Annotated in this window: 22 protein-coding genes and 1 pseudogene; 16 read left to right on the plus strand and 7 right to left on the minus strand. The window is 64.5% G+C overall.

The window, feature by feature from the left end:
* Nucleotides 1-22 precede the first annotated feature (22 nt).
* From EN993_RS06080 to EN993_RS06090, 3 genes are read left to right on the plus strand one after another with little or no spacing between them, the layout of a single operon-like run.
* Nucleotides 23-1,018: an aldo/keto reductase gene (locus tag EN993_RS06080; RefSeq protein WP_127262660.1), complete on the plus strand. Its 996-nt coding sequence runs from the start codon at nucleotides 23-25 to the stop codon at nucleotides 1,016-1,018.
* Nucleotides 1,019-1,033: 15 nt separating this feature from the next.
* Nucleotides 1,034-2,023, plus strand: coding sequence for an aldo/keto reductase (locus tag EN993_RS06085; RefSeq protein WP_127262661.1), 990 nt, complete (start codon nucleotides 1,034-1,036; stop codon nucleotides 2,021-2,023).
* A gap of 22 nt (nucleotides 2,024-2,045) precedes the next feature.
* On the plus strand, nucleotides 2,046-2,654 hold the full coding sequence (locus EN993_RS06090; protein WP_245468656.1) for a flavodoxin: 609 nt from the start codon (nucleotides 2,046-2,048) through the stop codon (nucleotides 2,652-2,654).
* A 148-nt stretch (nucleotides 2,655-2,802) separates the two neighbouring features.
* Here EN993_RS06090 and EN993_RS06095 read toward each other — a convergent pair whose 3' ends face one another.
* A complete protein-coding gene (locus tag EN993_RS06095) occupies nucleotides 2,803-3,393 on the minus strand; it encodes a cation diffusion facilitator family transporter (RefSeq protein ID WP_127262662.1) in 591 nt (196 codons plus the stop codon).
* Between the two features lie 276 nt (nucleotides 3,394-3,669).
* Here EN993_RS06095 and EN993_RS06100 point away from each other — a divergent pair, with 276 nt between their 5' ends.
* The 11 genes from EN993_RS06100 to arsK all read left to right on the plus strand — a co-directional run bounded on the left by EN993_RS06100 (nucleotide 3,670) and on the right by arsK (nucleotide 12,702).
* A complete protein-coding gene (locus EN993_RS06100; RefSeq protein ID WP_127262663.1) occupies nucleotides 3,670-4,149 on the plus strand; it encodes a GNAT family N-acetyltransferase in 480 nt (159 codons plus the stop codon).
* Between the two features lie 15 nt (nucleotides 4,150-4,164).
* On the plus strand, nucleotides 4,165-4,548 hold the full coding sequence (locus tag EN993_RS06105) for an ACT domain-containing protein (protein WP_109660375.1): 384 nt from the start codon (nucleotides 4,165-4,167) through the stop codon (nucleotides 4,546-4,548).
* A 142-nt stretch (nucleotides 4,549-4,690) separates the two neighbouring features.
* A complete protein-coding gene (locus EN993_RS06110; RefSeq protein ID WP_127262664.1) occupies nucleotides 4,691-6,124 on the plus strand; it encodes an aldehyde dehydrogenase family protein in 1,434 nt (477 codons plus the stop codon).
* A 378-nt stretch (nucleotides 6,125-6,502) separates the two neighbouring features.
* Nucleotides 6,503-6,925, plus strand: a complete 423-nt coding sequence (locus EN993_RS06120; protein WP_109661358.1) for an MbcA/ParS/Xre antitoxin family protein — start codon at nucleotides 6,503-6,505, stop codon at nucleotides 6,923-6,925.
* A complete protein-coding gene (locus tag EN993_RS06125; RefSeq protein WP_127262665.1) occupies nucleotides 6,919-7,617 on the plus strand; it encodes an RES family NAD+ phosphorylase in 699 nt (232 codons plus the stop codon). The genes EN993_RS06120 and EN993_RS06125 overlap by 7 nt, the downstream gene beginning before the upstream one ends.
* Nucleotides 7,618-7,683: 66 nt before the next feature.
* On the plus strand, nucleotides 7,684-8,016 hold the full coding sequence (locus EN993_RS06130) for a metalloregulator ArsR/SmtB family transcription factor (RefSeq protein WP_109660381.1): 333 nt from the start codon (nucleotides 7,684-7,686) through the stop codon (nucleotides 8,014-8,016).
* A 109-nt stretch (nucleotides 8,017-8,125) separates the two neighbouring features.
* Nucleotides 8,126-9,190 carry an ACR3 family arsenite efflux transporter gene (gene arsB / locus EN993_RS06135; RefSeq protein WP_164757556.1) on the plus strand — a complete coding sequence of 355 codons (1,065 nt, stop codon included), beginning with the start codon at nucleotides 8,126-8,128 and terminating at the stop codon, nucleotides 9,188-9,190.
* Entirely contained in the window at nucleotides 9,187-9,609 is a 423-nt protein-coding gene (gene arsC / locus EN993_RS06140) for an arsenate reductase (glutaredoxin) (protein WP_109660385.1), read from the plus strand. Before arsB ends, arsC begins: the two co-directional genes overlap by 4 nt.
* Nucleotides 9,610-9,672: 63 nt before the next feature.
* Nucleotides 9,673-9,993, plus strand: coding sequence for a metalloregulator ArsR/SmtB family transcription factor (locus EN993_RS06145; protein ID WP_127262667.1), 321 nt, complete (start codon nucleotides 9,673-9,675; stop codon nucleotides 9,991-9,993).
* Nucleotides 9,994-10,037: 44 nt separating this feature from the next.
* Nucleotides 10,038-11,468 carry an NAD(P)-binding domain-containing protein gene (locus EN993_RS06150; protein WP_127262668.1) on the plus strand — a complete coding sequence of 477 codons (1,431 nt, stop codon included), beginning with the start codon at nucleotides 10,038-10,040 and terminating at the stop codon, nucleotides 11,466-11,468.
* Nucleotides 11,461-12,702 carry an arsenite efflux MFS transporter ArsK gene (gene arsK, locus EN993_RS06155; RefSeq protein ID WP_109660392.1) on the plus strand — a complete coding sequence of 414 codons (1,242 nt, stop codon included), beginning with the start codon at nucleotides 11,461-11,463 and terminating at the stop codon, nucleotides 12,700-12,702. Before EN993_RS06150 ends, arsK begins: the two co-directional genes overlap by 8 nt.
* 22 nt (nucleotides 12,703-12,724) lie before the next feature.
* On the opposite strand, the pseudogene EN993_RS38425 reads toward arsK, so the two are convergent.
* Nucleotides 12,725-12,817, minus strand: a pseudogene (locus tag EN993_RS38425) (polar amino acid ABC transporter ATP-binding protein); the annotation flags it as partial.
* Nucleotides 12,818-12,894: 77 nt separating this feature from the next.
* On the opposite strand from EN993_RS38425, the gene EN993_RS06165 reads away from it, so the two are divergent.
* Complete coding sequence (locus EN993_RS06165) at nucleotides 12,895-13,185, plus strand: metalloregulator ArsR/SmtB family transcription factor (protein ID WP_109661360.1); 291 nt, start codon at nucleotides 12,895-12,897, stop codon at nucleotides 13,183-13,185.
* Nucleotides 13,186-13,225: 40 nt separating this feature from the next.
* On the plus strand, nucleotides 13,226-14,341 hold the full coding sequence (locus EN993_RS06170; RefSeq protein ID WP_127262669.1) for an alkene reductase: 1,116 nt from the start codon (nucleotides 13,226-13,228) through the stop codon (nucleotides 14,339-14,341).
* 151 nt (nucleotides 14,342-14,492) lie between these two features.
* Here the strand turns inward: EN993_RS06170 and EN993_RS06175 are convergent, their stop codons facing one another.
* From EN993_RS06175 to EN993_RS06195, 5 genes are all read right to left on the minus strand, one after another.
* Nucleotides 14,493-15,236 carry an amino acid ABC transporter ATP-binding protein gene (locus EN993_RS06175; protein WP_109660396.1) on the minus strand — a complete coding sequence of 248 codons (744 nt, stop codon included), beginning with the start codon at nucleotides 15,234-15,236 and terminating at the stop codon, nucleotides 14,493-14,495.
* Between the two features lie 26 nt (nucleotides 15,237-15,262).
* A complete protein-coding gene (locus EN993_RS06180; protein WP_109660398.1) occupies nucleotides 15,263-15,937 on the minus strand; it encodes an amino acid ABC transporter permease in 675 nt (224 codons plus the stop codon).
* Nucleotides 15,934-16,605: an amino acid ABC transporter permease gene (locus EN993_RS06185; protein WP_013530557.1), complete on the minus strand. Its 672-nt coding sequence runs from the start codon at nucleotides 16,603-16,605 to the stop codon at nucleotides 15,934-15,936. Before EN993_RS06185 ends, EN993_RS06180 begins: the two co-directional genes overlap by 4 nt.
* A gap of 105 nt (nucleotides 16,606-16,710) precedes the next feature.
* Nucleotides 16,711-17,499, minus strand: coding sequence for an ABC transporter substrate-binding protein (locus EN993_RS06190; RefSeq protein ID WP_127262670.1), 789 nt, complete (start codon nucleotides 17,497-17,499; stop codon nucleotides 16,711-16,713).
* A gap of 105 nt (nucleotides 17,500-17,604) precedes the next feature.
* Nucleotides 17,605-18,568: saccharopine dehydrogenase C-terminal domain-containing protein (locus EN993_RS06195; protein ID WP_127262671.1), on the minus strand; the 964-nt coding region annotated here is incomplete at its 5' end.

Genomic DNA, 18,568 nt, shown 5'->3' on the forward strand with positions numbered 1-18,568 from the left:
AGGAATCGAAAGGAGAACAACAATGCAAAAGCGCACACTTGGAACCAGCGGTCTCGAAGTCTCGGCTCTCGGACTCGGCTGCATGGGCATGACCTCGGTCTACGGGCCGCCAGCCGTGAGGGGCGATATGATCTCGCTCATACGGACAGCCGTGGATCAAGGCGTCACCCTGTTCGACACGGCGGAGGCCTACGGCCCCTTTGTCAATGAGGAATTGATCGGCGAAGCGCTGGCGCCGTTGCGGGACAGAGTGGTGATTGCCACGAAGTTCGGCTTCGACATCAATCTTGAGACGGGCCAGCGCAGCGGCGGCCTGAACAGCAGGCCGGATCATATCAGGGCGGTCGCGGAAGCTTCACTGAAGCGCCTCAGGACCGATCGCATCGACATCTTTTATCAGCACCGCGTCGATCCGAATGTGCAAATCGAGGATGTCGCGGGCGCGGTGAAGGAGCTGATCGCGGAAGGCAAGGTCAAGTATTTCGGGCTCTCCGAAGCTGGAGCGCAGACCATTCGGCGCGCTCACGCTGTCCATCCCGTTACCGCGGTGCAGAGCGAATATTCACTGTGGTATCGGGGACCCGAGGCGGAGATCCTGCCAACACTGGAGGAACTCGGCATCGGTTTCGTTCCCTTCAGCCCGCTGGGAGCAGGCTTTCTGACCGGCAAGATGGATGCGAACACGACGTTTGCCAGCACCGACTTCCGCGCCAGTGTTCCCCGCTTCGCGCCCGAGGCGCTGAAGGCGAATGTGCCGCTGGTCGACCTGCTGCGCAAGGTGGCGGCAGCAAAGGGCGCCACCCCGGCACAGATCGCGCTTGCCTGGCTGATTGCTCAGAAGCCATGGATTGTTCCGATCCCTGGCACCACGAAGCTGCACCGTCTGGAGGAGAACCTCGGATCTGCCGCCATCGCGCTTGCGCCGGAGGAGCTCAAAGATATCGACCAGGCTGCCTCGCAGATCACGTTAAAGGGTGCTCGCCTGCCGCAAGCGGTGCTGGACATGACGAACCGCTAGGAAAGGAGAACAACAATGCAAAAGCGCACACTTGGTACAAGTGGTCTCGAAGTCTCGGCCATCGGGCTGGGCTGCATGGGGATGAGCCAGTCATACGGGCAACCGATGGAGACGCCGGATGCTGTCCGCCTGATCCGCTCAGCGTTCGAGCGCGGCGTCACTTTCTTCGACACCGCCGAGGTCTATGGCCCGTTCAAGAACGAGGAGGTCGTCGGTGAGGCGCTGCAGCCAATCCGCGACCAGGTGGTGATCGCCACCAAGTTCGGCATCGACATCGCCGGTACGGCCGGACACGACGGCATGGATAGCCGGCCGGAGCATATTCGCGACGTCGTCGAGGCCTCTCTCAAACGGCTGAGGACCGACCACATCGATCTCCTCTACCAGCACCGCGTCGATCCGGTCGTGCCCATCGAAGAGGTGGCGGGCACGGTGAAGGACTTGATCAGCCAAGGCAAGGTCAAGCATTTCGGCCTCTCCGAGGCGGGCGTGCGCACCATCCGTCGCGCGCATGCGGTGCAGCCGGTCACCGCACTTCAAAGCGAATACTCGCTGTGGTGGCGTGAACCCGAGGAGGCGATCCTGCCGGTCCTCGAAGAACTGGGGATCGGCTTCGTGCCCTTCAGCCCATTGGGCAAAGGCTTCCTCACCGGCGCCATCAACGCCAGCACGACGTTCGACAGCAGCGATTTCCGCAACACTGTCCCGCGTTTTGCGGAGGGGGCCAGGCGAGCGAACCAGGCGCTGGTCGATGCGATCGTCGCGATCGCGGCCGGGAAGAACGTGACCCCGGCCCAGGTCGCGCTCGCCTGGCTGCTGGCGCGGAAGCCTTGGATCGTTCCGATCCCCGGCACCACGAAGCTCAATCGCCTCGAGGAGAATATAGGATCGGCGGCGGTTGCGCTGACGGCGGACGATCTTGCCGACATCGAAAATGTGGTCTCGGCAATTGCCGTGCAGGGAGAGCGCTACTCCCCGCAACAGGCGGCAAGGATCGATCGCTGAGCCAGGCGCCAAGGAGAGCGAGATGAGCCAGTCGGGCCTGTTCTCAAGACGAGGTGCGCTTATGACCGCGCTTGCATTGCCACTGGGTGCTGGATTGGGTGCCGGATCGAGCCTGCCCGCCGCCGCGTCGAACGCGCGGCAAGCGGGCAGCGCCAAGGTTCTGGTGGCGTACTACACCCGAACCGGCAACACGCGCGTCATCGCGCGCCAGATCAGCCGGGCTCTCGGAGCGGACATTTTCGAGATCCGCACCGTGGATCCCTACCCGGAAGACTATGAGGAGCAGGTCGCAGTGGCGGAACAGCAGCGGGTGTCCGGTTTCGAACCGCCGCTCGCCACCACGGTGCCGGACATCAGATCCTACGAGACGGTGTTCCTCGGATTTCCGATCTGGGGCATGACCGCGCCTGCGGTGATCCGCTCCTTCCTGGCGAAACACGATCTGTCGGGCAAGACATTGGTGCCGTTCATCATCCATGGCGGCTACGGAATCGGGCAGAGCCTGAAGGTCCTCGCCGACCATGCGCCGGCGGCGAGGCTCATCGAAGGTTTTTCCAAGCAGTGCGACCAGGAGCGCGAGACGCTGGAACAGGTCACACGCTGGCTCGGCAGGGTCGAAGTGCCCGGCTGAGCCACCACATTAAGGGCGTGCTCTATGGCATCGCAGCCGCGCTGCCGCACATGAAGACCCAGAGAGCGGCCACATGTGATCCTGTTGCGGCCGACGGCGCAGGAGTATTGAGGGCACAAGGATCGTGCCCGGATCGGATGGCAGTATCTCAGCTTGGGATTTGGCTTTCTGCGAACTCGCGTCTTGCGGCCGTGAAAACCTCGCGGGCAGCGTCGGCATTCATGACGGCGATCGCAAGGCCAATGACAATATCTGGCCAAGCCGAGTTCCACACAAATGCCGTGACCAGGCCGGCGGCAATGATTGCGATATTCGCCAGGACATCGTTGCGCGCCGACAGGAATGCTGCGTGGGTAAGGCTGCCGCTGTGATGGCGATAGCGAGCGAGCATCAGCGCGCACGACAGGTTGACGAGGATCGCGCCAGCCGCGGTAAGCGTTAGCGGAACGGGCGCTGGCGGGATTGGAACGTTGAACTTCTCCCAAGCCGTCCAAAGGGTCGCCAAAGCCGGGATCAGAAGTACCCCGGCCAGCGCCATTCCAAGCCGCGCTCGATTACGGATAGTCCAGCCCAGCGCAACCATGATCAGCAGGTTGACGGATGCATCCTCGAGAAAATCGATGCTGTCCGCGAACAGCGATACAGATCCGATCCAAACGGCGACGGCAAACTCGATACCGAAATAGCCAAGGTTCAGGATGGCGACCATCCGCACCGCCTTGCCTAGCGTCCCGGTCATATCCTGTCCTCATCAATTGCCGCTGCCGCAAGGCATATAGGGTTTCCATGACATGAGACATTGCCGATTTCAGCGGCCGCCTTGACAACGCTGCGGTTCCTGCTCCAGCTTGGCGCCATGTTCGTTTTCGCGCCCACCATCACCAAGCGACGCCGCTCCTGCACGAGCGGCAAGCTGATTGCGCGACGACAACAACCGGCACGATAGACCTGGTTCGTTCGTTTCCAGCCCCGCCCGCGACATCCGCCGGCGGGGTTTTCATGTCTGGAGCACTTCATGACCATCGTTTCGTCCATCCGACTTCGGCCGGCCACGCCGGCGAATGCCGCCGCGATCCGGGACATTGTGCGCACCGCCTATGCCAAATGGGTGCCGGTGATCGGCCGCGAGCCGCTGCCGATGCGCGCTGACTATGAGAAGGCGGTGGCCGAGCATCCGTTCGATCTCGCCGTCGAGGATGGCGCCATTGTCGGGATGATCGAAACCATCCTGGCCGACGATCACCTCTGGATCGAGAATGTCTGCGTCGCATCGCAGGCGCAGGGCAGGGGGATCGGCCGGCTGCTGCTGGAACTGGCCGAGCGCAAGGCAATCGAAGCGGGCCGCCTCGAGCTTCGCCTGCTGACCAATGGCGCCTTCGAGGCCAATGTGTCGCTTTACAAAAAGCATGGCTATGTGATCGATCGGGAAGAGCCGTTCATGGGCGGCATGACGGTCTATATGAGCAAGAGGCTCGCGGGATCACCGGTAATCTGAGGAAGGAGTTCGACAATGTCCATCAGCGTCAGGCTTAGGCAACTCTCAGGGCATTACGCGGTTTCCCGGCTGGAGGCGGGCGACGCCATTCCCGGTTGGGCGGACGGGCCAGGCTTCGTCAGCATCACAAGGACCGACGACGAACTTTCGATCGTTTGTCTGCAGGATCGTGTGCCGGATAGCGTCAGGCAGGACGGTGACTGGGTGGCCTTCAAACTCCAGGGGCCGTTTGCCTTCGACGAAACCGGTATCGTGCTGTCGGTCATAAGGCCGTTGTCGGAGAACGGGTTGGGCATCTTCGTGGTGTCCACTTTCGATGGCGACCATCTGTTGGTGAAAGCGACGGATCAGGCCGCCGCGAGGCGGTTTCTGGTCGAGGCTGGACATATCTTGCTGTAATCCAGCCTCGCTCTGGCTCAACGACTCGCGCACTGGGTCAACCACTTCCGGGGTTGCGTTTGACAGCGGCGGTTGTGCATCGTTATCTCCAGCCACATATGACGGCCGGCACGGCCATGCGGTGCATCCCAAGGAGCAAACCATGTCACACAATCTGCAATTCTATATCGATGGCGCGTGGGTCGATCCTGTTGTGCCCAACACTTTCGACGTCATCGACCCGTCGAATGAGGATGCCTTCGCGCAGATCTCGCTCGGCTCCAAGGCCGATGTCGACAAGGCGGTGGCCGCAGCCAAGCGCGCCTTCAACAGCTTTGGTTTCACCGAGGTCGGCGAGCGGCTCGAACTCCTGAACCGCATCATCGCGGTCTACAAGAAGCGCAGCGCCGATCTGGCGGTTGCCGTGTCGCGCGAAATGGGTGCGCCGCGCCAGATGGCATTGGACAGCCAGGTCGGCATCGGCCTTGCGCATCTGCAGAAGATGGCCGACGTGCTAGGGAGTTTCGAGTTCCGCCACGTGAAGGGCAATCATCTCGTGGTCAAGGAGCCGATCGGTGTCGTCGGCCTGATCACGCCGTGGAACTGGCCGCTCAACCAGATCACCTGCAAGGTCGGTCCGGCGCTTGCCGCCGGCTGCACCATGGTGCTCAAGCCCTCAGAGATCGCGCCGCTCGACGCCATCATCTTCGCCGAAATCCTCGACGAGGCCGGCGTGCCGAAGGGCGTGTTCAACCTCATCAATGGCGACGGTCCGGGCGTCGGCCAGGCGCTGTCCAGCCATCCCGACATCGACATGATGTCGTTCACCGGTTCGACCCGCGCCGGCATCCTGGTGGCCAAGGCCGCCGCCGACACGGTCAAGCGCGTGCATCAGGAGCTTGGCGGCAAGTCGGCCAACATCCTGTTCGGGGATGTCGACCTCGCAAGCGCCGTCTCCAAGGGCGTCGCCGGTTGCTTCAGCAACAGCGGCCAGTCCTGCAACGCGCCGACGCGCATGTTCGTGCCGCGTGACCGCCACGACGAGGCGGCCGGCTATGCCAAGGCGGCTGCGGAAAAGTTCACCGTCGGCCCCGCCGACGCTGCCGGCACCAAACTCGGCCCGGTCGTCAACCAGGTCCAGTTCGACAAGATCCAGGACCTGATCCAGGCCGGCATCGACGAGGGTGCGACGCTAGTCGCTGGCGGCCCTGGCCGTCCGGCCGAACTCAACCGCGGTTATTATGTCAGGCCGACGGTGTTCGCGGACGTCACCCACGACATGCGCATCGCGCGCGAAGAGATTTTTGGGCCGGTGCTGGCGATCATGCCCTATGACAGCGTCGACGAGGTGATCAACACCGCCAACGACACCGTCTATGGCCTCGCCTCCTACATCCAGGCCAAGGACATGAAGAAGGCGCGCGAAGTCGCGGCGCGCATGCGCACCGGCAATGTCTACATCAACTATCCCCAGTGGGACGCCGGCCTGCCGTTCGGCGGCTACAAGCAGTCGGGCAACGGCCGCGAATATGCCGAATACGGGCTCGAGGATTTCCTCGAGATCAAGGGCATCGCGGGATATGAGGCGGCGGAGTAAAACGGGTCGGGGCGCGCCACGATAAGTGGCGCGCAACTTTCTGGATCTGGGCCAATCGCCCGAAGTTGGCGCTGCCCCTCACCTGCCTGCCGGCATCCTCTCCCCGTATAGTGACGGGGAGAGGGACGCTGCCATCGCCGGTTTCGCCAATCACCAGCGTTGCAAGTAGGGCGCCAGCGTTGCGGCTAGCCCCTTCTCCCCGTCACTATACGGGGAGAAGTGCCCGGCAGGGCGATGAGGGGCGGCGCTGGCCTCGGCGATTGGTGGTCCAAGGTGGAACCGATCATCGGTGCGAACCAGTTTGCCTTGTGCCTCGCAACGCCGTTCCTTGCCAATTGGCAAATACATGCTATATATCTGCCAATAGCGAGGCAACAAATGCAGCTTCAGTCCATCGTCACCACGCCTGCCACGGTCGGCAGCGTCATCTCGGATGACGAGGCGGGCGCCTTGGCGCGCACCACGGTCAACCTGTTCAAGGCCTGGAATCTCACGGATATGGAGGCCTGCATCCTGCTTGGCGGTATGTCGGCTCGGACCTGGGCGCGTTGGAAGACTGGGGCGAAAGAAGGCGGCATCGGCAGGATCGACCGCGATCTGCGCACCCGCATGGCGCACCTGATGGGCATCCACAAGGGCCTGCGCTATCTGTTCACGGAGCCGGCGCGCGGCTATGCCTGGATACGCAAGCCCAATGCCACCTTCGGCGGCCAGTCGGCCCTCGACCTGATGCTGCGCGGCGAAATCTCCGATCTCTCGGCGATGCGGGAATGGCTCGATGCGGAGCGTGGTGCATGGTGAGTGGGCTTGCGGTCCGTCGCCGCGTCGACTGGCACCAGACCTTCCGCATCATCCGCTCCATCCATCCGCCCATCGACCTCTTCGAGGACGTTGCCGACCCGCGCGACTGGGAGGCGCTTGCCGCCGTCGAGGCGAAAACGAACCCGCGCATCCGGTTCGAGATCGGCGACCTCGGCAAGGTGTCGGCCGCAAGGCGGATTTCCGGTCCCGGCGCGAGCTTCGTGATGGCGCCCTTCGTGCATTGCTCGACGCTCAGGCCAGGCCGTTTCTCGGATGGCAGTTACGGGATCTACTATGCCGGCGACAGCGAGGAGGTGGCGCTGGCCGAGACCATCCACCACCATCAGAAATTCATGGGCGCCACCAACGAGGGGCCGGGCTGGACAGCGGATTTCCGCGTGCTGATCGGCGGCGTCGACCGCAGCCTCGATGACGTGAACGCCGTGCCAGGCGTGCTCGACCCGGACGACTACACCGCCTCGCAGGCGGAAGGGCGGGCGTTGCGGGCTGCCGGCAGCGATGGGCTGGTGTGGAACAGCGTGCGCATGCCGGGCGGCGGCTGCATCGGCATCTTCTGGCCTGATGTCATCCCCGTTCCGGTGCAGGGCCGGCACTACAGCTATCACTGGGATGGCGCCCGCGTGGACTTCGTGCGCCAGCACGATACGGGAAAGGTGCTGGCCGTCACCTGATGGCGGGCGGACACGCTTTACAGATCGCGGGGAAGCCGATATCCATAAATCCAAGGATTCGGATATATGGATAAGAAAGACACTTTGAATGCACTGGCCGCACTTGGCCAGGAGACGCGGCTGGATGTCTTCCGGCTGCTCGTGCGCGCCGGGCCGGAAGGCATTCCGGCTGGCGAGATCGCGACAAGGCTGGACACGGTCCAGAACACCATGTCAGCGCATCTGAAGGTGCTCGCCCATGCCGGGCTGATCCGCCCCGAACGCGACGGTCGGATCGTGCGCTACGTCGCCGACATGACCGGCTTGCGCGACCTGCTGGCCTATCTGATGGAAGATTGCTGCAATGGCGCGCCGGAACTCTGCCGACCCGTCATCAATGCCGTGACCTGCGACTGCTGAGGGCAGCGATGACTGCCTGGATATTCAACATCTATCGCGCGCCGTCCGAACAAGGAAAGCCATCATGACCGATCACGCTCTGAACGCGAGCGACACAGCGCGGCCCGGCATCGGCTTCGTCGAGAAATATCTGACGGTGTGGGTGGCGCTCTGCATCGTCGCGGGCATCGCGCTCGGTCATCTGCTGCCGGGCGTGTTCGGCGCCATCGCCTCGGCCGAGATCGCTAGGGTCAACATTCCCATCGCGGTGCTGATCTGGCTGATGATCGTGCCGATGCTCTTGCGCGTCGATTTTGCATCGCTGGCCAGGGTCGGCACCTACTGGCGCGGCATCGGCGTGACGCTGTTCATCAACTGGGCGGTGAAACCGTTCTCGATGGCGCTGCTGGGCTGGCTCTTCGTCGGCTGGCTGTTCCGGCCCTGGCTGCCGGCCGCGCAGATCGATTCCTACATTGCCGGGCTGATCATCCTTGCCGCGGCCCCGTGCACGGCGATGGTGTTCGTCTGGTCGAACCTGACGCGCGGCGAGCCGAATTTCACGCTGTCGCAGGTGGCGCTCAACGACGCGATCATGATCGTTGCCTTCGCGCCGATCGTCGGCCTGCTGCTCGGCCTGTCGGCGATCACCGTGCCATGGGGCACGCTGATGCTGTCGGTCGGGCTCTATATCGTAGCACCGGTGATCGTCGCGCAACTGGTTCGGGGCCGGTTGCTGGCGGCAAGCGGGCAAGGCGGGCTCGATGCGCTGCTCGCCGCGCTGCAGCCCCTGTCGCTGGTTGCCCTTCTGGCGACGCTGGTGCTGCTGTTCGGCTTCCAGGGTGAGCAGATCATCGCGCAGCCGCTGGTGATCGTGCTGCTGGCGGTGCCGATCCTGATCCAGGTCTATTTCAACTCCGGCCTTGCCTATCTGCTCAACCGGGTCAGCGGCGAACGCCACTGCGTGGCCGGACCATCGGCGCTGATCGGCGCGTCGAATTTCTTCGAGCTGGCGGTGGCCGCCGCGATCGCGCTGTTCGGGCTGAATTCGGGCGCAGCCCTTGCCACCGTGGTCGGCGTCCTCATCGAGGTTCCGGTCATGCTGTCGGTGGTGTGGATCGTGAACCGCAGCCAGGGCTGGTACGAAGAGGGCGGCGCCGTCCGCAGCACGATGTCCAGCGAGAAGGCCGCGCGATGACCATAACCATCTACCACAACCCCGATTGCGGCACCTCGCGCAACACGCTGGCCATTATCCGGCAGTCCGGCGAAGAGCCGGAGGTGATCGAATATCTGAAGACGCCGCCGTCTCGCGAAAGGCTGGTCGAACTGATCGCGGCGATGGGCATGACGCCGCGCGACCTGCTGCGCGAGAAGGGCACGCCCTATGCCGAACTCGGCCTTGCCGACCCGAAATGGTCCGACGAGAAGATCCTCGATTTCATGCTGGCGCATCCGATCCTGATCAACCGGCCGATCGTGGTCAGCCCGCTCGGCGTCGTCCTGGCGCGGCCCTCGGAAAAGGTGCTGGACATCCTGCCCAACCCGGAGATCGGCGCGTTCACCAAGGAGGATGGCGAGGTGGTCACTTACGCCTCGGGCAAGCGTGCCGGCTAACGCTATTTCCATATTTTTCGAAATTGAGTTGACGGCGCGAAAAGTGTCGCATAGCCTACTTCCATGAAACTCGAAAAAGCAGCCGCCCAACTCGAAGCGCTGGGCAACCCGACGCGGCTTCAGCTCTATCGCATCCTGGTGCGCGCCGGCGATGACGGGCTTGCTGTCGGCAGTGTCCAGGGCAAGCTCGACATTCCGTCCTCGACGCTGTCGCATCACCTCAAGCGGCTGGTCGACACCGGCCTGGTGACGCAGGAGCGGCAGGCGACGACGCTGATCTGCCGCGCCAACTATCCCGGCATGAATGCGCTGATCGGCTATCTCGCCGATGAGTGCTGCGCTGACGCCACTTGCGCGCCCGCCGCCAGCAAAGCCCTGGCTTGATTTTTTTGCGCTTGTAATTCGAAGATACCGGAAGGATCGAACCTATGGACATGATGGCAAATCTTCCCGTCGCGGTAATCGGCGCCGGCCCGGTCGGCCTTGCAGCCGCGGCGCATCTGGTCGAGCGCGGCATCCGTCCGCTCATCCTGGAGCGTGGTGAAAGCGTGGGTGCGGCACTGCTCGAATGGGGCCATGTGCGGGTGTTTTCGCCGTGGGAATACAACATCGACGCAGCGGCGCGGGCGCTGCTCGACCGCTCGGGCTGGACGGCGCCGGACAGCCAAGGCCTGCCGACCGGCGGCGAGATCGTGCGCGATTATCTGGCGCCTCTCGCGGCACTTCCGGCGATCGCCGCCAATTTGAAACTCGGTGCGGAGGTCACCGCGATTACCCGTCAGGGACATGACAAGGCCGCCAATGACGGCCGCAAGGACGCGCCCTTCGTCATCCCCTATCGCGATGCCGGCGGCGAGCACCGCGTTCTCGCCCGCGCCGTCATCGACGCGTCCGGAACATGGTGGCGGCCAAACCCGATCGGTGTCGACGGCCTGCCGGTTCCCGGCGAAGGCGCGGCGTCGGCGCGCATCGCCTATGGCATTCCCGACGTGGTCGGCAAGGCGAGAGAAGACTATGCGGGCAAGCGCGTCCTGGTCATCGGCGGCGGGCACTCGGCCATCAACGTCGCCCTGGCGCTGATGGAACTGCAGGACGCGGCACCTGGCACCGAGATCTTCTGGGCGCTGCGCCATGCCAGCGTCGACAGGCTGCTCGGCGGCGGGCTGAACGACCAGTTGCCCGAACGCGGCGCGCTTGGGCTGGCCGCCAGGCAGGCGATGACGGACGGCAGGCTGAACATGCTGGCGCCTTTCGCCGTCAACCGCATCGAGACGCAGGGCGAGGGGCTCGCCGTCGATGCCAGCCTGGCCGGCAAGCCGTTCAGCCTGGCCGTCGACCGCATCGTCGTCACCACCGGCTTCCGGCCCGATCTGTCGTTCCTCGGCGAAATCCGCATCGCGCTCGATCCCGTCGTCGAAGCGCCGCCGGCGCTGGCGCCGCTGATCGATCCGAACTTCCACTCCTGCGGCACGGTTCCCGCGCATGGCATCGCGGAACTCGCGCATCCCGAACCCGGCTTCACCATCGTCGGCTCGAAATCCTATGGCCGCGCCCCGACCTTCCTGATGGCGACCGGCTACGAGCAGGTCCGCTCGGTGGTCGCCGACATTGCCGGAGACCATGTCGCGGCCCGCGAGGTGCGGCTGGTGTTGCCGGAGACCGGCGTGTGCAGCGCGGTCGGTATCGTGACGGTATCGGCAAGCGCCGGCTGCTGCGGCGGGCCTGCGCCGGCCGATGTCGACGCTTGCTGTGTCGAGGATGCGCATGCCAAGGCCAAGGGCGCCTCGGGCTGCGGCTGCGCAACCACGCCGGCCAGCACCGAGGCGCAAGAGACGATGGCAGCCAGCATCGATGCCTGACCGGTCCGTTCTGCGCAAGGCGATCTGGGCGCTGGGGCTGACCCAGATCATCGGCTACGGCACGCTCTTCTACAGCTTCTCGATCCTGGCGCCGGCAATGGCCAGGGAGTTCGGCCTCGCGGAAGGCTGGGTGTTCGGCGCCCTGTCCGCCTCGCTGTTTGCCGGCAGCCTGTTCGCGCCGACGGCCGGGCGATGGGCCGACCGCTTCGGCGCCGGCCGCATCATGACCATCGGCTCGGTCGCGGCAGCGGTGGCGCTGGCGCTGTGCGCCGTCGCGCCCGGCCGCGTGACCTTCGTCCTGGCCTTGCTGGCCATGGAGCTGGCCTCCAGCTTTGTCCTCTACAGCGCCGCCTTCGTGGCGATCGTACAGATCGGGGTTCCCCGGCCGCAACGCAGCATCACCCACCTGACGCTTATCGCGGGGTTTGCCTCGACCCTGTTCTGGCCATTGACCTCGGCGCTGCACGCGCAGCTGACATGGCGCGAGGTCTATCTCTTGTTCGCCGCGCTCAATCTCGGGCTCTGCCTGCCGATCCACGCCTGGCTGATGCGCCTGTCACGCCGCAATGCAACCGCAACGCTGCAAGGACCCGCCCGCGCTTCCGAACAGGGCGCACTGCTCGATCCGCGGCGCGGCCGGGCCGCATTCCTGCTCATGCTGGCGGGGTTCGCCACCGAGGGTTTCGTGCTGTCGGCGATCCTCATCCACATGGTGCCGCTGACGGCGGCCCTTGGGCTGGGCACCGCCGGCCTCTTCGTTTCGACCCTGTTCGGGCCGGCGCAGGTCGCCAGCCGGCTGATCAACATGCTGTTTGGCGGGCGGCTTCAGCAAACGCATCTCGCCGTCATCGCCGCGTCGCTGCTCACGGCCGGGCTGTGCGCGCTGCTGCTGACCACGCCGTGGCTGCCCGGCGCCTTCCTGTTCGTGTTCCTGTTCGGCCTCGGTTCCGGCCTCACCAGCATCGTCGGCGGCACCTTGCCGCTCGAACTCTTCGGCCGCGAAGGCTATGGCGCGCGGCTCGGCTGGGCGAGCGCTGCCCGCCAGTTCACTTCGGCCTTCGCCCCGTTCGCGCTCGCCTTCATGATGGCGCGGACATCCGTCGCCAATTCGCTGTGGGTGCTGGTGGTCGTCGCTGCGAGCGGCGTCATCGCCTTCCTCGCCATCGCGCTGCTGAGACGGCGTGGCGGCCGGGTGGCGTTTGCGATTGGCGGCAATCCGGAAGAGGCGACCTAAGGCGCGGCGGGATGCGGTGCCTTCAATGCCTGAGTATCTTGCTGAGGAAGGCGCGGCTGCGGTCGGTCTTGGGGTACGAGAAGAACTCGTCCGGGGTGCCGCTTTCTCCGATCGCCGGCAAAAATGGAATGGTTTTCCTGCCATATCGTCTCTACCCGATCTATATATCGGTTGAGATCGATGCAGGTGAATATGGACCAGGACATCATATTGAAGGCGCTGGCGCATCCGTTTCGACGCGATGTCCTGGCGTGGCTGAAGGAGCCTGAACAGCACTTCGCCGCGCAGGCGCATCCGCTCGAGATGGGGGTCTGCGCCAGCCAGTTCGACCGTCGCGGCCTGGCGCAGTCCAGCGTCTCGGCGCATCTGGCGACGCTGGCGTCGGCGGACCTCGTCACGACACGGCGGGTCGGCCAATGGGTGTTCTACAAGCGCAACGAAGAAACCATCGCGGCCTTCCAGGCCGCCCTGTCCGGTCTCTGACGATCCTCCCCCGTCCTCCCCCCATGAAAGGCTTTTTCTCATGACTACACTCTTTGATCCGCTGCAGGCCGGCGACCTGGCGCTGGCGAACCGCATCGTCATGGCGCCGCTGACGCGCAATCGTTCACCCAATGCGGTCCCCGGCGACCTCTCGGTCACCTATTATGGTCAGCGCGCCACGGCCGGGCTGATCGTGACGGAGGCCACCGCCATCAGCCATCAGGGCCAGGGTTATGCCGACGTGCCAGGTCTCTATGGCGCGGATCAGCTTGCCGGCTGGAAACGTGTCACGGACGCGGTCCATAGAGCCGGCGGCAAGATCGTGGTCCAGCTCTGGCATGTCGGACGCATCTCGCATGTTTCGTTGCAGCCCGGCGGCGGCAAGCCGGTGGCGCCGTCGGCGATCAGGGCAAACTCCAAGACTTTCCTGGTCAGGCCGGATGGCAGCGGCGAGTTCGCCGAGACCTCCGAGCCGCGCGCGCTCGATGCGGCCGAAATCCCCGGCATCGTCGACGATTTCCGCCGCGCCGCCAAGGCGGCGATCGAGGAGGCAGGTTTCGACGGCGTCGAGATCCATGGCGCCAATGGTTATCTCGTCGACCAGTTCCTGCGCTCGGGCACCAACCATCGTACCGATGACTATGGCGGTTCCATCGAGAACCGGACGCGCTTCCTGTTCGAGGTGGTCGACGCGGTCGCGGGCGCCGTCGGCGCCGGCAGGACCGGAATCCGGCTGTCGCCGGTGACGCCCGCCAACGACACTTCGGATGCCAATCCGCAGCCGTTGTTCAACCATGTGGTGGAGGGACTGGGCCGTCGCACCCTGGCCTATATCCATATCGTCGAAGGCGCGACCGGCGGGGCGCGTGACTTCAGCCAGGGCGACAAGCCGTTCGACTACGCGGAACTCAAGGCCACCTACCACAAGGCTGGCGGACGCGGAGCCTGGCTGGTGAACAATGGCTACGACAAGGAACTGGCCGAAAAGGCCGTTGCCGACGGCAAGGCGGACCTTGTCGCGTTCGGCAAGCTGTTCATCGCCAATCCCGACCTCGTGAGCCGGTTGAAGCGGAATGCCGAACTCAACGCCCCCGACAAGGCGACGTTCTATGGCGGCGACGCCAGGGGCTATACGGACTATCCGACGGCAGCCTGAGCCACCCGGACGGTTTGCCCTTTCGCCCGCAGCGGAAGGGCGGCCGGTCGGCGTACAGATCCGTTGCAAGGCAACGCTATTCTTCGATTGATACAATGGCCGCCGGACAGATTGACGGGAAGCGCCGAGAAGACGCTCCCTGTCGCTGCCTTCAATGCCTGAGTATCTTGCTCAGGAAAGCCCGGCTGCGGTCGGTCCTGGGATGCGAGAAGAACTCGTCCGGCGTGCCGCTTTCGACGATGGCGCCGGCGTCCATGAACACCACGCGCTGGGCGACCTTGCGGGCAAAGCCCATCTCATGCGTCACCACCATCATGGTCATGCCTTCCTCGGCGACCGCGACCATGACATCGAGCACTTCGGAAATCATCTCGGGGTCGAGTGCCGAAGTCGGCTCGTCGAACAGCATGATCTTGGGCCGCATGCCGAGGCAACGCGCGATCGCCACGCGCTGCTGCTGGCCGCCGGAAAGCTGTGCGGGATAGGCGTTGACCTTGTCGGCGAGGCCAACCTTGGCCAGCAATTCGCGCCCGGCCTTTTCGGCCTCGGCGCGCGGGATCTTGCGGACATGGATGGGGGCGAGCGTGACGTTCTCGAGCGCGGTCTTGTGCGGGTAGAGGTTGAACGACTGGAAGACGAAGCCGATCTCGGTGCGCAGCTGCGTCATGTTGGTGGCGGGGTCGCCGAGGCGCTGGCCGTCGACGACGAGGTCGCCGTCCTTGATCGCCTCCAAGCCGTTGACGCAGCGGATCAGCGTGCTCTTGCCCGAGCCGCTCGGGCCGCAGACGACGACCACCTCGCGCGGCTCGACGCTGAGCGTGATGTCCTTCAGCACGTTGAGCGAGCCGAACCACTTGTTGACGCCGCGAAAGTCGATCATGCCCGTTTTGGTCATCGATGTTGGCCCTTTGGGATTGGCTGTCACAACTGCACCTCGCCATGCGCGGCACCCATGCGCCGTTCGAGCCGGCGGGCCAGCATGATCAGGGGATAGCAGACGATGAAATAGCCGACGCCGACGAGGAAGAAGACCAACAGGCCGTTGGGCACACGCTGCACCACCAGCCAGCCGACGCGGGTGAGGTCGGTGAGGCCGATGGCCGACACGACCGAAGAATCCTTGATCAGCAGCACGTACTGCCCGACCAGCGGCGGCAGCACGATGCGCATGGCCTGCGGCAGCACCACCTGGCGCATGCGCTGCCAGCGCGATAGGCCGGATGCCAGTGCCGCCTCGACCTGGCCGGTCGGTACCGAGCGGATGCCGGCGACGACGATCTCGCAGATGAAGCAGGCGGCCAGATTGGTCAGCGCTATGATGCCGGCAGTGAAGGCGTCGAGCTCGATGCCGAACTCTGGCAGGATGAAGAAGATCAGGAAGATCTGCACCAGGAACGGCGTGCCGCGGATGAGATCGACCCAGGCCCCGATCAAGCTGTCGATCAGACGGTTGCCGCCGGTGCGCAGGATGCCGAGACCGAAGCCGAGCAGGGTGCCGAGCACCAGGCTGATCAGCGACAGCACCACGGTCATGCCGAGGCCGCGCAGGGCCAGCGGATAGGAGCCGGCGAGGCTTTGCAGCTGTTGCCAGATCATGTCCGCGCCCCCGCCGTGCCGAGCCAGCGGCTGGAGAGGCCAGCCAGTCCCTTCAGTCCGTAATAGAGCAGCAGATAGAAGGCGGCGATGGTGAGAAAGCCTTCCGCCGGCATGAAGCGGTCGGAGGCGAGCAACTGGCCGGCGCGCGTCAGTTCGGAAACCGAGATCAGCGATAGCAGGGCGGAATCCTTGACCAGCACGATCGCCTGGCCGAGCAGCGGCGGGATCGTCACCTTGAAGGCCTGCGGCAGGACGACCAGGCGCATGCGCTGGACATAGGTCATGCCCGAAGCGACGCTGGCTTCGACCTGGCCGCGCGGGATCGACAGGATGCCGGCGCGAATGATTTCAGCGATATAGGCGCCGCTGTTGAGCGATAGCGCGAGGATGCCGACGACCAGCTCCGGCAGCACGAAGCCGAGCCGAGGCAGGCCAAAATAGAGGAAATAAAGCTGCGCCAGCAAGGGCGTGGCGCGGACTGCGTCGATATAGGCCTTGGCCGGCGCGCGAAACAGCCAGCCGCGCTGCAGGTTCATGGCGCACAGCACGATGCCGACGATGAGCGCGCCGACAAAGGACAGCGCCGACAGCCAGACGGTTGTGACCAGGCCCTGCCCGAACAGCGGCAGATATTCGACGATGGTGCGGAAACTGAAATTTTCGAGCATCGTTGGGTGAAATCCCAGAGTGCAGGAAACGACGGATGAAGCGAAATTCCAGGCGGTTTCGCGGCGCTTGAGACGCGCGCGAAACCGCCCGGGTTCTATCGCTGCTTAGTGATCCTTCTTCCAGGCGCCGGAATTGACCCAGTAGTCGAGGTTCTTCTGCAGGCGGCCGTCGATGCTGACCTGGTTGAGGAACAGGTTCATCCAGATCAACAGGTCCGGCTCGTCATAGCGGGTGGCGAAGGCAAGCGGCTCCTTCGACAGAAGGTCCGGCATGATGGTGAAGGTGCCGGCCGGATAGGCTGTCGACTGGCCCTTGACCGCCGAGATGTCGTTGACGCCGCAATCAGCCTGGCCATTGTTGACGGCGTCGAGCAGCAGCGGACCGCCGCCCTTGTAGCTCTTGATGTCGGCATCGGGGAAAGCGGTCTTGGCTTCCTTCTCGCCGGTGGCGCCGAGCAGCACGGCGATCTTGGTGCCCTTGGCCTTGCAGTCCTCGGTGGTCTTGAACTTGCTGTCGGCCTTGGTGAAGACGGTGCTGCCCGTGTACATGTAAGGCGTGGTGAACGCGACCTTCATGCCGCGCGCCAGCGTCGGCGTCATGTCGGCGACCAGCAGGTCGGCCTTGCCCGACAGCAGTGCCGGGATCAGGCCGTCCCAGTCGAAGTCGAGGAAGGTGATCTTGACGCCCATTTCCTTGGCCATCAGTTCGGCGAGTTCAACCGAACTGCCGGTGCGCTCGCCATTGGCCCCGACCAGCGAGAAGGGGGGGCCTTGGGTCTGCACGGCGACGCGCAGTTCGCCGCGCTTGGTGATGTCGTCGAGCGTTCCGGCACTGGCCGCGGCGGTGAGCCCGGCGAGAGCAAGTCCGGCGATGAAAAGTCTGGCAATCTTCATTTCGGTATTCCTCCTTGTTTTATTGTTCCACGTTGTTTTTCACCCCGGGGGGGTGCTTTTTGAGCGGCAGCGCCGTTGCCGGCGGCAGCCACCGTTCGAAAATCCTCAGTCCCAGGCCACCGTCTCGGCAACCGTGATGCCGCGCCTGGCCAGTTCGTCGAAGAACCTGATGTCGGGCACATCCAGCAGCGGGTTGAGCAGGCCGGGTTTGGTGATCTCGCCGCGTGCCAGCATCTGCGCCACGATGCTGGCGGGATAGCCGACGCCGAGGCTCATGCCGAACAGGCCGGAAACCAGGTCGCGCTCGATGATCAGGTCCGACGTCACCGTCTTGGCGCGGCCGCCTTCAAGGCCGGAAAAGACATTGCGCATCACGCACAGGTCCTTTTCGCCGGGGCCATATTGCAATTGCGGCCCGAGCAGCCGGCCGAGGAATTCGCGCGGGCTGTTGGAGGTGCCGGGCACCTTGTCTTCGGAGAGGAAGCCGAGCTCCTTCAGCGGCGCCCAGAAGGCCGACCATCCCGGCCAGCGCAACGTGTAGCGGCCGGAGCGGCGCAGCCCCTTGGCCGCGTCCAGCATCTCGACATAGTGCAGCGCATCGCCATTGGGGAAGGCTTCCAGCCTGCCGAGGCCCGCGACCTCGATCTCATGGATGAACGGATTGTCGTGCTGCTGGCCGGCCGGCACCGCGACGCGTTTTCCGTCCTCGATCATCACGCTGTCGCGGTTCTGGCTGACCAGGACCATGTCGAAATTCCAGCTCACCTTGTAGCAAAGCGGCTTCGCCATCGCCTTCGGCTCGGGGATGCCGCCGCAATAGGAATCGATCGAAGAAATCGAAGAAAACTGCCTTGCGGCGCGCGCGTAGAGCACCAGGTCGATGCCGGGGTCGAGCCCGCATTCGGTCATGATCGGGACACCTGCCTGTTCGGCGGCCGGCGCCAGGTCGGCGATCGATTTGGCGTAATTGGTGGTGACCAGCGGCGTGCGGGTGGCGATCGCGGCCTGCACCGCGTCGCGCATCAGCGGCTGCGGCAACAGGTCGATGACGGCGTCGACATCATCGAGC

It is taken from the genome of Mesorhizobium sp. M7D.F.Ca.US.004.01.2.1 (assembly GCF_003997785.1).
GTDB lineage: Bacteria > Pseudomonadota > Alphaproteobacteria > Rhizobiales > Rhizobiaceae > Mesorhizobium > Mesorhizobium loti.